The following is a 13,142-nucleotide window of genomic DNA, read 5'->3' as shown; positions in this document are numbered from 1 at the left end:
GAGGGGGCGGCCCATGATCGCATGAGGCTTCCAGTTTCCTGGGGCCTCTCAGTCATTTCCCCATGCGCCCATCAGCATCTCAAGAAATCTCTCCGCTGCAGGCGACAAGGTGCCGCCGCGGCGGCGGACCACGCCGATCGTGCGCGATATCTCGGGATCGCCAATCGGGCGCGTGATCAGGAACGGATGGTCGTCCTGCGGGGTCGCCATGCGCGGTAGGACCGAAATTCCGAGGCCGGCCTCCACCAAGCCGAGGGAGGTGGACAGATGGGTCACCTCGTAGAACCAACGTAGTTTGATGTTCGATTTTGCCAGGGCTGCATCAAGCAAGGTTCGGTTGCCGCTCGATCGATGAACTGTAATCAGATGGTAGGGCTCAAGCTCTGCCCAGCCGACCACGGGCTTGGCGGCGAGGGGGTGATCCCTGCGCGCTGCAAGCACGAATGGGTCTTCGACAAGCCGGTCGAAAATCAAGTCCGGATCTGATGTGCCCATGATATTTATCCCGAACTCCACCTCGCCGCGTGCCACGGCTTGGAGGCCGTCGGTCGCCGGCAGGTCGAGGATCCGAAAGCGAATGTTGGGATACTCCTCGTTGAACTGTCGGATGACGGTCGGCAAGAAGTAGAATGCTGCGGTGGGAAGGCATGCGATCGTTACCAATCCGCCTCGATTGGCACCAACGTCCCGTACGGCGAACAAGGAACCGTCAAACTCCTCCAACATGCGCCGCACAAGCGGAATGAGTTCTGTTCCGAGCGCCGTCGACGACACATGCCTCGTCGTTCGCTCCAGGAGAGGCGCTCCAATCGCCTGCTCAAGCTTTTGAATACGGCGGCTCAGGGCGGGTTGCGACAGATGCAGCGCATCGGCAGCGCGATGAAAGCTCTCCAACTCGACGACGCTCAAGAACGCCCGAAGGTCTAGGATCTCACAATTAATGCTCATCTTGCATCAATTTCCCGATTCTTAGCATTTCACAAATCAACCCTTAGTTCCGATAATTGGATCAAACAGCCCGATTGATACGGCGATGACATAATTCCAATGGAAGCACAAGCGATGAACGACCTGTTGGCGATCCCTTGCGTACTGATGAGAGGCGGAACCTCGAAAGGTCCCTTCTTTCTGGCAAGCGATCTTCCCGTCGATACTCACGAACGCGACAAGATCTTGCTTTCCGTGATGGGTTCAGGTCATCCCCTGCAGATCGATGGCATTGGGGGCGGCAATCCCGTCACGAGCAAGGTGGCCATCGTCGGCCCCGCCACTGTTCCGGGCGCCGATGTAGACTATCTTTTTGCCCAGGTGCGGGTCGATCAACAGATCGTCGACACGTCCCCGAACTGCGGCAACATGCTTGCTGCGGTCGGCCCCTTCGCCATCGAGGCGGGTCTCGTTCCGGCCCGAGGCCAAACGACTCTCGTGCGAATCCACAACGTCAACACGGGCAAGATGATCGAAGCCGACGTTCCCACGCCAAATGGCAACGTCTCCTATCTCGGCGAAGCGGCGATCGATGGTGTGCCGGGCAACGCAGCGCCGATCGCGCTGACCTTCATGGACGCAGGCGGCGCGCGTACCGGACAGCTCTTTCCCACTGGCAAGCCGATCGATTCGATAGACGGTGTGGCTGTCACATGCATCGATTGCGCGATGCCGATGATCTTGATCGAGGCAGACTCGATCGGTGCAACCGGCTTCGAGTCAGCGGCAGAACTCAACGCCGACAGGACACTGCTTGACCGGTTGGAGAAGCTGCGCATCGCTGCCGGAGAACGGATGGGCCTTGGCGACGTGCGGAACCAGGTGACCCCGAAGCCGGTGCTCATTTCCCGGCCAAAGTCAGGAGCGGATGTCAACGTGCGCTATTTCATGCCGCATCAATGTCACCCTTCGCTGGCGACGACCGGGGCTGTGGGGATTGCCACCGCCTGCATCCATGAAGGCACGGTTGCTTCCCTTCTCGTAGGCACACGCAAACCGCCGGTGGTGCTTTCGATTGAACACCCGAGCGGCCACCTGGACGTCAAGCTTCATGAAAGGGACGGCAAGGTCGTCGCCGGCATCCTTCGCACCGCCCGGCGGCTGTTCGAAGGTCATGTCTTTGCAAAACCTGTCACGCAACTCGGTTGCGCGGCATAATGATCGTGGCAGCCGGGAGGGCGCCACCAACAGGAGGAGAATATCATGCGCAAGCTCATGCTCGCCCTCGCGGCAACCGTCGCCTTTGCCGGTTCGGCATTGGCGGATCCCGTCCGCATCAGCGTCGGTTCCTATAATCTTAACAATCTTCCCTTTCCGGTTGCACAGGGCCTCGGCCTCTATGAAAAGGAAGGCCTGGAGGTGACCGTCGAAAACTTCGCATCGGGCGGCTCGAAGACGCTTCAGGCGCTTGTTGCCGGCTCGACGGATATCGCCGTCGGCTTCTACGACCATACGATCCAGATGCAGTCGCAGAAGAAGGCTGTCGTGGCGTTCGTGCAACTCGCCCGTAATTCCGGGCTCGTGCTGGCGGGCGGCAAGGACAGCACGTTCGACCCGGCAAAACCGGAAACGATCAAAGGGGCAAAAGTCGGCATCACCTCGCCAGGCTCGTCTTCCGATTTCTTCGTCCGCTATTACCTGCAGCGCAACGGCATGTCCGCAAACAACGTCTCGCTGATCGGCGTTGGCTCCGGGTCTGCCGCCGTCGCGGCGCTTGAACAGGGCAAGGTTGACCTCCTCGTCAACTACGACCCGGCAGCGACCTTCCTCGAGGCCAAGGGCGTCGGCAAGATCCTGATCGACGGACGCAGCGACGAGGGTGCCAGGGCAATCTATGGCGGGATTTATCCGACCTCCGTCCTCTATGCCACGCAGAGCTATATCGAGGAAAATCCGCAGATCATCCAAAAGGTCACGAATGCGACGATCAAAGCGCTCGAGTGGATGAATAGCCACTCAGCGGAAGAGATTGTCGACAAGCTCCCAAAGGAGTTCATCTCCGGCGATCGTGACACCTACATCAAGGCGGTCGAGAACGCGAAGCCGATCTTTTCAAAGGACGGGCGCATCAACGAGGAAGACATCAAGACACCGCTCGCCGTCTTGAAGAGCTTCAACGAAAAAGTCGCGGCGGCTGAAATCGACCTGGCGAAAACCTACACGAACGAGTTCGTCGGCAAGGCCCCGAACGTCGCCGCCAACTGAGACAGGAGGAGTTCATGGCATTGGCTGTAGTGAAAACCGCACCCCCGACGGACAGTCGGCATCAGGCAAAGGCGATGGTTTCCATCGACGCGGTCACCATGTCCTTCGGCGCCTATGTGGCCGTGCAGGATGTGAACTTGAGTGTCGCCGACGGCGAGTTTCTCGCGATCGTAGGACCGACTGGCTGCGGCAAGAGCACGATTCTTAATGCGATTGCCGGGCTGTTGAAACCATCGAGCGGTACTGTCGCCATTGACGGTCAACCGGTACGAGGTGTCCAAAACGACATCGGCTATCTGTTCCAGCAGGATGCACTCCTTCCCTGGAAGACTGCGCTCGAGAACGTGGAACTTGGCCCCATGTTCAAGGGCACAGGCGCCGCCGAACGGCGCGAGCAGTCGATGAAGTGGTTGGCGAAGGTCGGTCTGAAGGGCTTCGAGCACCGCTATCCGCATCAGCTGTCGGGCGGTCAGCGCAAGCGTGTGCAGATGGCGCAGGCGCTGATAACGGCCCCCAAGGTCATCCTCATGGATGAACCCTTCTCGGCGCTCGACATTCATACGCGTCACCTGATGCAGAACGAGCTGTTGCGGCTCTGGCAGGAGGAACGGCGTGCCGTGGTGATGATTACCCACGATCTTGAGGAGGCAATCGCTCTCGGGGATCGAGTGGTGGTGCTTGCCGCCGGACCGCGCTCGCGCGTGATCGACAGCTTCCCCGTCGATCTCGAACGTCCACGCGACGTTGCCGAAATCAAGCTCGATCCACGCTTCATGGATCTTTATCGCAACATCTGGTCATCGCTGCGCGGCGAAGTGGAGAAAAGCTATGAACGCCATGACTGAACGCCTCATTCAGGTCGTGCTGCTGCTGGCAATCGTCGGCGGCTGGCAGCTCGGTGTCGCGACCGGCGTCATCGACGTCTTCTTTTTCCCGGCACCGGCCGACATCTTCAACCAGGTCGTGTCCTGGGTTGTAGACGCCGGCTTCTATAACCACGTGGCAATCACCCTGACCGAAACCGTGCTCGGCTATCTCGTCGGAACGGGACTTGGGGTGGCAGCAGGCGTCTGGCTCGGCCTCAGCCGCTCGGCGGCGCGCATTCTGGACCCTTTCATCAAGGGCTTGAACGCGATCCCTCGGGTCGTGCTTGCGCCTATCTTTGTGCTCTGGCTCGGCCTCGGCCTCTGGTCCAAGGTGGCGCTCGCCGTGACGCTGGTGTTCTTCGTCACCTTCTTCAACGCCATGCAGGGCGTCCGTGAAGTCAACCCGGTGGTGCTGTCCAACGCCCGCATTCTGGGAGCCAAGCGATCGGATCTGCTTCGACACGTCTACTTCCCGGCAGCCGCAAGCTGGATCCTCTCCTCGCTGCGCACGTCGGTCGGCTTTGCCGTCGTCGGGGCGATCATCGGTGAGTATCTTGGCTCGTCTGCCGGCCTGGGCTATCTGATCGCTCAAGCGGAAGGCAATTTCGATGCGGTCGGGGTCTTCGCAGGCATCTTCATCCTCGCGATCTTTGTCCTGATTATCGACAGCATCCTGGACGTCGCCGAGAAGCGACTCATCAAGTGGCGACCGAGCGCTTCCGACCGGCCTGCGTGACGATCTTTAGCGGCAACCCTGAAGCAGCATATTTATGAGCGTTCTCCCTCTTTGCCAGAAGGGAGAACGCAGGCGTTCTCAGCAGTCTGCGGGACGCATCGGCTTCCAAGCCTCGTTCAATTTGCCTACCCCCTACAGCGCCGCGCGTCTAATCAGACGCGCAAAGGTCGATGTAGCGCTTTGAATTGCTGCATGTCTCCGTCCTTAAATCGAGGTCGATTTAAGAAGACATGCAGTGGGGATATTTAGCGGAAAATCTACGCTGGCTCTCTATCGGGCAGGGGAGTGCCCGGTGACATGCGGAGACTTAGCCGGCGACGTCAACCAGGCGGCAGGTGGACACTTCTTTGGCGCGAGGGTAGTCGTAGGCCCCCACCTTCGAAGTGGCATAGCCGCCGCCAACAAGGGCTTCGGCGAGCTTTACCGCAGCGGTCACGCCGTCGATGACAGGCATGCCGGTGCGCGCCTTCAGGCGGTCACAGAGTTCGGACATGCCAGCGCAGCCGAGTATGATCGCCTCCGCACCATCCTCCTGCCGCGCCTTGAGGATCTCCTGCACCAGCATCTCCTCGGTATGGGCAAGATCCTCTTCCAGCGCCAGTACCGGCATGTCCACCGAACGGACCTTGCGGCAGCGATGGCCCGCACCATAAGCCTCCGCCAAATCCTCGATGATCGGCACAGAGCGGGGCAGGGTGGTGATGATCGTAAAGCGGGTGGCGATGTTCATCGCCACCTGCACCGCCGCCTGACAGATGCCGATCACCGGACCGCGGGCGATTTCGCGCGCGGCGCCAAGGCCGGGATCATCAAAGCAGGCGATCACATAGGCGTCGGTTCCGCGCGCCTCGCCCTTGCGGATTTCGGCGAGCATCGCCGGGACGGCCATCGCCTCGTCGGCGTGGCCCTCGATGCTGGCCGGGCTCGACGTCGGGTTGACGGACTCCAAACGGGTCCCGGGTGCTGCGACGCGCTCGGCGCTGCGACGCGCCTGTTCCGTCATGGAGCGGGTGGAATTCGGGTTGATGAGCAGGAGGCGCATTGGGATCAGCTCGTTTTCCGATGGACGATTGCAAGGAGCGCATGGGCCGTGATGTCGGGAGCGCGCATTACGGCCCGGTCCTGGTGCGGCAGTTCAGTGAATTCAAAGTCCATCGGGGCTCTCAAGTGGCACCACGCACCGGCTTCAGGCTGATCGCGTGATCGTGTTTAAGCAGTTGCCATTGCACATCAAGTTGCGGTACACAATATTGTCTACAATTTTGTAGTCAATATCTAACTGCAGCGGATGGAATTGACTTTGAGCGCCGCACGGCGAGAGTAGGCGAACGGCTAAGGGAGATTTCATGTACAACGCGGACGAAGCCGCCGGTGCTCCGACGGCGATCATTTGCGAGAAGATCTGGCTTGCGATTGCAGAACGGCGGCTACGGCCGGGCACGCGGTTGAAGGAAGAGCAACTTGCCGAAATATTCTCCGTCAGCAGGGCCCGCATTCGCCAGGCATTGACCGCGCTGGAACGCGATGGCCTCGTGACGATCATGCCGAACCGCGGAGCCTTCGTCTCCGAGCCCTCCGTCGATGAGGCGCGCGACGTTTTCGTCGCCCGACGGGCGATCGAGCAGCGCGTCGTCGAACGCTTGTGCGAACGCGCCACCCCCAAGGATATCGTGCGGTTGCGAGGCCATATCGAAGAAGAGCGCATTGCCGGCCGCTCCGGCAATCTCTCTGATATCGTTCGGCTTTCCGGTGGCTTTCACCTGTTGCTCGCGGAGCTGTCGGGCTCGGCCTTTCTCTTCGGTATCTTGCGCGACCTCGTCTCGCGCACATCTCTGATTACCGCGATGTACCGCTCGAACCATCTGCACAATTGCGGGCCGGACGAACATCTGGCCGTCGTCGAGCACATAGCGGCCCGCAATGTCGCGAGCGCGATCAAGGAAATGGCTGAACATCTGAACCACGTCGAAGCGGAGCTGGATCTGGACGAAGAAAAGGATCAGCCCCGGGATCTTCGCACCGCATTGCTTTGAGGCCGACAGCGCCGCGTGTCTCATCCGATGCGCAAAGGTCGCTGTAGCGCTTTGATTTGCTGCAGTTTTCGTCCTCAAATCGGAGACGATTTCAGGACAGCTGCAGCAGCGCAGGACCAATTGCACCGCATTTGAAGAAGAGGCGGTGCCTGCCAGCAGACTGAAGGAAGATATGACCAACCGTAGTTACTATGCGCCGCATGGCGGCAACCCGGCACAAACCCAACTCCTGACGGATCGCGCGGTGTTCACCGAAGCCTACGCCGTGATCCCGAAGGGCGTGATGATGGACATCGTCACCAGCTACCTGCCGTTCTGGGACAAGACCCGACTGTGGATATTGTCGCGTCCGCTCTCCGGTTTTGCTGAAACATTTTCACAATATATCATGGAAATCGCTCCGGGCGGCGGCAGCGACCGGCCGGAGCTCGACGAGGGTGCCGAAGGCGCGATCTTCGTCGTCGAAGGCGAACTGACCGTCACGTTCGACGGCAAGGTGCACAAGATGCAGCCGGGCGGCTTCGCCTTCATTCCGCCGGCCAGCAATTGGACTGTTCGCAACGCAAGCGAGGCGCCTGTTCGCTTCCACTGGGTGCGCAAGGCCTATGAGCACGTCGACGGTTTGCCCGTCCCGGAAGCCATTTTCACCAACGAGGCCGAGATCACCCCGGCGCCGATGCCCGGCACGGACGGCAAGTGGGCGACGACCCGCTTCGTCGATCCCTCGGATCTGCGCCACGATATGCACATCACCATCGTCACCTTCGAGCCCGGTGCGATCATCCCCTTTGCGGAAACCCATGTCATGGAGCACGGCCTCTATGTACTCGAGGGCAAGGCGGTCTACCGCCTCAACCAGGATTGGGTCGAAGTCGAGGCCGGCGACTACATGTGGCTGCGCGCCTTCTGCCCGCAGGCCTGCTATGCCGGTGGCCCAGGCAAGTTCCGCTACCTGCTCTATAAGGACGTGAACCGCCATATGAAGTTGCGGTCGCGCTAAGGAAGCTCACGCAAGGCAAAGCAAACCGCGCGTCCGATGAACGCGCGGTTTCTCTTTTTCAATGCGTTGCGGCCTCTTCCGGATGCATCGGCCGACAAGTGGCCAGGGCAGGCAGTGCCCGCTGCTCTTTTGCTTCAATCCACCAACTGCGGATCAGCAGGCCGAAGGCTCCTTGGCTGCAGCCGGCGCAACGTATTGCCCGCCGGGTCCTTGTCCAGGTGCAGCACGCGGCTGAAGAAGTCGCTGCCGCGCTCCATCCGTCCGATGTTGACGATCGCGACACCTTTGAGCTCTTCGTCCATGAATTTCAGAACGCGCTGGTAGGCGTCGTCCTCGAGCGTATCGAGCGCTTCGTCGATGATCAGCCACCGCGGTTTGTGCAGGCTGAGCCGGGCGATGGCCAGGAGGCGCTGCTCCGCTTCGCTGAGGTTCATCTGCTTTCGTGCATCCTGGTCAAGCCGGCCGCTAAGCCGACCGAGCCCGACCTTGGAGAGCACCGCCGCAAGTTCTCCCTTGCCATAGGTATCGGCCGGGCTGGGATAGGCGAGAACGTCGCCAAGGGTACCTGGCGGGAAGTAAGGTGACTTCGGAACGAAGGCGAGACCATCGTCCACCGGCAGTGCTATGCGGCCGTGACCCCAGGGCCAAAGGCCGGCGATCGCCCGGAAGAACGGGGCCTTTTCCACTTCCGGAGCGCCGGTGACAAGCACCCGTTCGCCCGGGTCGATGGTGACGCTCTTTTCCCGAAGCTTGATGCAGCCGGTCGGTGAGACGATTTCGATATTGTCGAAGCTCATCTGCGGCGTTTCCGCCGTCTTGAAGTCGATACGCTTGTCGCCCTCGTGCCGTTCGTCGGTCATCAGCAATGCTGAACGGAAGGCGGCAACACGCAGCAGCGTAGCACGCCAATCGGCGATCGCGCCGATGTTGTCGACGAACCAGCGCAGCGATGCATGCACCTGGTTGAAGGCGCCGACTGCCATCATCAGCCCGCCGAAGCTCAAGTCTCCGGAGAAATAGACCGGTGCGGCAATGACGATCGGTGCGACGACGGTGATCCAGCCGTAGCCACCCGTCACCCATGTCAGCCGCGTGACCGCACGCAACAGGCCGTAACTGATCTCGAGTACAGAAGCAAGATCGCGCTGTAAGCGTTTCTTTTCATTTGCTTCTCCCGATGAGAGCGACACGGCTTCGATATGTTCGTTGACGCGCATCAGCGAGAAGCGCAGCGCCGCCTCGCGGGCATAGTGTTCGCCGTTCAGTCCCACCAGCGGACGGCCGACGAGCCAGCTTAGCCAGGAGGCCGTGCCCGCATAGAGAATGGCCGCCCAGACCATATAGCCGGGAACGGCAAAGGCGTAGTCCGCGACATGGAAGACGAAGCCGTCGGACAGGGACCACAGGACGCCGATGAAGCTCACGAGCAGAATGCCCGACTGGAAAAGGCCGATCGAAAGCCCGGCGGAAAGATCGGTCAGGTGGCGTGCGTCCTCATGGATGCGTTGATCTGGATTGATGCCGATCGCGCCGGCATTCGCCAGGCGAAATGCGCGCGTGGGGCGCATCCATTCGTTGATGAGATCTTCCGTCAATCCTTCTCGCAAGCGCAGCTTGATGACCTGCCCGAGCCAGGTTTGCACCACGTTGAGGACGAGAAGCACGCCGGCGATCTGGGCGAAGACGACGAGTTGGTGAAGGAAGGCCGGCAGGTCTCGTCGCTCGAGCGTGTCGTAAAACGGCTTGTACCATCGATTGAGAATGATCTGGCCGAAGGCTGTTACAACAATGACGACGATGATGCTTATGCTCAGCCAGATGATCTTGTTGCGTAGCGGCGAGGCCATGAAGGCCCGATGCATCATCCGCAATTGATCACCGAGGGGTTGTTCGTCGCTGGGTTCTATCCGGCCGTTACTCTTGCCGTTCGTCCGGTTCGACATCGGTGCGAATCTCTCCTTCCCGGTCTCCTCGATTAGAATATAGCCTGCCTTTCCTCCCCACCCTAGAGCGGATTGTCTCAGCGCACATGTAACCACGGTCACAAAGGCTCTCGTCCCGCGGCGCAAAAGTGATTTGTAACGTTCCGCGCCGGGTCCATAGTTCCGCCAGACGAGGTCTGGAAAACGGCGCCAAGGGAGGAACCTCTATGTCCGCGCATCTCGATCAAATCCGCGACCAACAGAGAGAAACCTGGGACCGCTTCTCCGCCGGCTGGAAGAAATGGGATGCTCTGGTTCTCGGCTGGCTCGCCCCCTTTGGCCAGGCGATGATCCGACAAGCGGCCATCGAGGACGGCGATCAGGTGCTCGACGTTGCTGCCGGTACAGGAGAGCCGGGGCTCACGGTCGCCGCATTGATCCCGAACGGTCGTGTCACCGTCACGGATCTATCCGAGCGCATGCTTCAGGTGGCGAGCGAGAACGCGAGGAACCGCGGACTGACGAATTTTGAAACCAAGATCTGCGACGCCGGCGCATTGCCTTTCCCGGATGCGGCATTCGACGCCGTCCTTTGCCGATTTGGGTTCATGTTCTTCCCTGATGTCGCGGCAGCGGCTGAGCAGTTGAGACGGGTCGCGAAACCGGGCGCACATGTCTGCGCCGCCGTCTGGAGTTCGCCGGAAAAGAATACCTGGGCAACCACGATCATGGCGACCATCGCGCGCAACGTGGAACTTCCGAAGCCGCCAGTTGGAGCGCCGGGCCTGTTCCGCTGTGCACCCGAAGGCATGATGACCGCCGTCTTTGCCGACGCCGGCTTGCATGACGTTCGGGAGGAAGAGATCACCACCACGATGGTTCACGACAGTCCCGAGGATTATTGGGCGTTCATGACCGAAATCGCGGCGCCCGTGGTCGCGGGGTTGGGGCAGGCGGATATTGCGACGCGGGAGCGTATCAAGGCGGAAGTCCTGGATCTCGCCCGGCAGTCGATGCGGGCCGGCAAGGTGGAACTGCGCTCCACCGCAACCGTCGTGGTCGGTACGCGCCAACTGCAGTAGGGCAACAGCTTGAGGGGAAACCTCCAGGCAGCGTGGAGGAACGCGCGGCCACGAGATTAGAGCAAAATGCCGGGCACAGGACGCGAACGCTTCGCCGCGGTTTTTCCTTGCAAAACTGGGAACGGCGATGACGCAATTGAGCACTGCGACGCGCTCCAATTTTTGTAATCGCAATTACGACTTTATAAAATCTCCAATTTGCTCGCAATTTACGAGCAATATCCCCGCTGCATAAAGTGTCTCGGGGCCACCTCCTGTGACATGTCACCTAAGGCGAGCCACAACTCGAACGCGTGGCGCCGACGAAGAGGTTGTTCGGCTGGGGCAAGAGATTTTCGCGGGCGTCGCAACCGTTTGGGGCTTTTTTACGCGTGAGCGCAAGTTTCATCGGGTCGCGGCAGGCTCTTGCGATGGGGCTGCATGCCCTGTCGTTCCAGCTTCGAGCATTCGGACCATTTCGCCTATCGCCACTTCCCTTTGCGGATCCCTGCCAGCCGCATAGGCAAGTGGAAACGGCACCGCCCGGTCCGGTTCGATGCCGATCCCCTCAAGCCGCAGATCGTTATCGATCACTGCGTCCGAAACCGCGAGTTCGAGCAGGCTGTCATCTGGCAGCACATAGGCGCGGCCTGCGAGCAGAGCGCCCGCGCTCCGTTCACCAACCAGCGGAATGGCGTTCTGCCGCAGAGCATAGGCGAAGAGTTCCAGGCCGCTGCGCGTACCTTTATCGATCAACGCAACCACCGGCTTTTGCCAGCGGAAGTTTGCAAGCGTCGCATCTCCGCGGCGCGGTACCAGCCGGAAGGACGGCGTGTCGCCGACGAAAAGCTCGGCCGCATCGGCAGGGCCACCACCCCAGCGTCCGCGCAGGTCAACGATAACGCCCTCGGCATCCTTGAGGCGACCGGTCGCAAGGGCCTGCGCGATAATATCAAGGCCGCTGCGCGTCGAGAGCGTCCATAGCCGCACATATCCGACCTTGTGACCTTCGCGTTCGCTCAAGGCAAGGCTTTCATCGATTGCCCGCTCGAACATCGGCAGCGGCCGCAATCGCTCGACCTGGACTTTCACCGAAGTCGGCACCGCATCGGGATGGCGTCGAAGCCGGATTTCGACGCTCCGGCCGACCTTATCGGTGAACGAACCGATTTCCCGGTAGGGTAGCCCGTCAACCGACAGAATCTCGTCACCAACGAGCAGGCCGGCCTTCTCGGCCGGCGATCCATCGTAGACATCGGCAACGAAGCGCCGACCACCATCAACGGCCGTCACCATGCCGATGCCGGGATAGCGAACTTCACCGTCTGGCGGAAAGAGGCGGCGCAAATCGTCTCTGATCGCGAAACGGAAAATATCGGAGAGTTCGAAATAGTCGATCGTATCGGGCTTGTAGCGTCCGGTATGCGAGACCCGAAGGCTGGAAAGGATCGATGTGATCGCGTCGTCGACGTCGCTGGGCGGGCTCGCTGCCGAGATCGGGTGCGTCCTGCCATCGATTTGTGCCCGGGCAGCGGTGTTGAAGCGGGCCAGCGCCGTCGTGTTGTAGAAGTCCTTATCCACCAGTTCGACGACGCGATCAAACACGGGCTGGCCCGAACGCGTGACGTCGGCCGCACCGGGAGCAGCCGGTGTCGACAGGAGCAATGAAAAGGCCAGCAACGTGCCTGAGAAGCCAGGGCGCATAGCTCGTCCTCCGGTTTCCGGTCGCTCGATTATCGGCAAAACACGGGCGACTTGGGAGGCGGACTGCTTGCAAATTCGCGTGATCTTGACAGCGACCATCCGCGCTGTCTCCTTCCGGGCGGTTTTCGGGGTGGACTTCCGGTGGCAGGCAAGACAGCGCCACGATCTAGGATCATCAGAATGCAAGTATTAATTGCAAAACTATCCATCGTTTAGCGCATGGCGATTAGCTGATACCCGAGTGCGCGTACAAACCAACGCTCGACAGATCGAGCTTCTGATCACTTTGGGTCATCAAGAGGAGGCGGCCAAACTAGCTCGTAAGAGCTATAAAAGCCAGTCAAACCAATCCGTTAATGGCGACAGCTTTATTAGGAAATTTGTGTAACGAAGTTGTCATATGCTTTATGGTTTAAGTAAAAACCTAGCGAATTATGAAGATTTATTGACAACGGAAGATTACGACTTGTCTTTCCGCATTAGTGTTTGTTAACATTCGAATATAGGGGTTTCATTACAGCTTTGAACGCGGGAGGGTGGCATGCCGCTGTCGTCGATGCTTGATTCCAGGAATTCCCGTCACCTTCGCCGAAAATCAGCCGCACAGGATGGGCCACCCGCCCAGGAA

At 60.1% G+C, this 13,142-nt stretch carries 11 protein-coding genes; 7 read left to right on the top strand and 4 right to left on the bottom strand.

All coding sequences use genetic code 11. The annotated features are described in order from the left end of the window. Window positions 1–48: 48 nt before the first annotated feature. Complete coding sequence (locus tag QM996_RS23885) at window positions 49–948, bottom strand: LysR family transcriptional regulator (protein WP_334198501.1); 900 nt, start codon at window positions 946–948, stop codon at window positions 49–51. Window positions 949–1,062: 114 nt separating this feature from the next. On the opposite strand from QM996_RS23885, the gene QM996_RS23880 reads away from it, so the two are divergent. From QM996_RS23880 to QM996_RS23865, 4 genes are read left to right on the top strand one after another with little or no spacing between them, the layout of a single operon-like run. Further along, window positions 1,063–2,145 carry a 4-oxalomesaconate tautomerase gene (locus tag QM996_RS23880; protein WP_334198500.1) on the top strand — a complete coding sequence of 361 codons (1,083 nt, stop codon included), beginning with the start codon at window positions 1,063–1,065 and terminating at the stop codon, window positions 2,143–2,145. A 45-nt stretch (window positions 2,146–2,190) separates the two neighbouring features. Next, a complete protein-coding gene (locus tag QM996_RS23875; RefSeq protein WP_334198499.1) occupies window positions 2,191–3,192 on the top strand; it encodes an ABC transporter substrate-binding protein in 1,002 nt (333 codons plus the stop codon). Window positions 3,193–3,206: 14 nt separating this feature from the next. Then, window positions 3,207–4,037 carry an ABC transporter ATP-binding protein gene (locus QM996_RS23870; protein ID WP_334198498.1) on the top strand — a complete coding sequence of 277 codons (831 nt, stop codon included), beginning with the start codon at window positions 3,207–3,209 and terminating at the stop codon, window positions 4,035–4,037. After that, window positions 4,021–4,794, top strand: a complete 774-nt coding sequence (locus tag QM996_RS23865) for an ABC transporter permease (RefSeq protein ID WP_334198497.1) — start codon at window positions 4,021–4,023, stop codon at window positions 4,792–4,794. The genes QM996_RS23870 and QM996_RS23865 overlap by 17 nt, the downstream gene beginning before the upstream one ends. Window positions 4,795–5,101: 307 nt before the next feature. Here QM996_RS23865 and QM996_RS23860 read toward each other — a convergent pair whose 3' ends face one another. After that, on the bottom strand, window positions 5,102–5,836 hold the full coding sequence (locus QM996_RS23860; protein ID WP_334198496.1) for an aspartate/glutamate racemase family protein: 735 nt from the start codon (window positions 5,834–5,836) through the stop codon (window positions 5,102–5,104). A 304-nt stretch (window positions 5,837–6,140) separates the two neighbouring features. Between QM996_RS23860 and QM996_RS23855 the strand changes: the two genes are divergently transcribed. Together QM996_RS23855 and QM996_RS23850 are read left to right on the top strand one after the other, a co-directional pair. Continuing rightward, window positions 6,141–6,827, top strand: coding sequence for a GntR family transcriptional regulator (locus tag QM996_RS23855; protein ID WP_173518295.1), 687 nt, complete (start codon window positions 6,141–6,143; stop codon window positions 6,825–6,827). A gap of 172 nt (window positions 6,828–6,999) precedes the next feature. Continuing rightward, window positions 7,000–7,827 carry a bifunctional allantoicase/(S)-ureidoglycine aminohydrolase gene (locus QM996_RS23850; protein ID WP_334198495.1) on the top strand — a complete coding sequence of 276 codons (828 nt, stop codon included), beginning with the start codon at window positions 7,000–7,002 and terminating at the stop codon, window positions 7,825–7,827. 134 nt (window positions 7,828–7,961) lie between these two features. Here QM996_RS23850 and QM996_RS23845 read toward each other — a convergent pair whose 3' ends face one another. Further along, entirely contained in the window at window positions 7,962–9,770 is a 1,809-nt protein-coding gene (locus QM996_RS23845; protein WP_334198494.1) for an ABC transporter ATP-binding protein/permease, read from the bottom strand. Window positions 9,771–9,976: 206 nt separating this feature from the next. Between QM996_RS23845 and QM996_RS23840 the strand changes: the two genes are divergently transcribed. Further along, on the top strand, window positions 9,977–10,831 hold the full coding sequence (locus QM996_RS23840; protein ID WP_334198493.1) for a class I SAM-dependent methyltransferase: 855 nt from the start codon (window positions 9,977–9,979) through the stop codon (window positions 10,829–10,831). A 384-nt stretch (window positions 10,832–11,215) separates the two neighbouring features. Here the strand turns inward: QM996_RS23840 and QM996_RS23835 are convergent, their stop codons facing one another. Further along, window positions 11,216–12,514, bottom strand: a complete 1,299-nt coding sequence (locus QM996_RS23835; protein WP_334198492.1) for a S41 family peptidase — start codon at window positions 12,512–12,514, stop codon at window positions 11,216–11,218. Window positions 12,515–13,142: the final 628 nt, after the last annotated feature.

This window comes from Sinorhizobium chiapasense (genome assembly GCF_045277575.1).
GTDB lineage: Bacteria > Pseudomonadota > Alphaproteobacteria > Rhizobiales > Rhizobiaceae > Ensifer > Ensifer chiapasense_A.
Note: the sequence above shows the minus strand (reverse complement) of the source record. Positions and strands in the feature narration are given on the sequence as shown.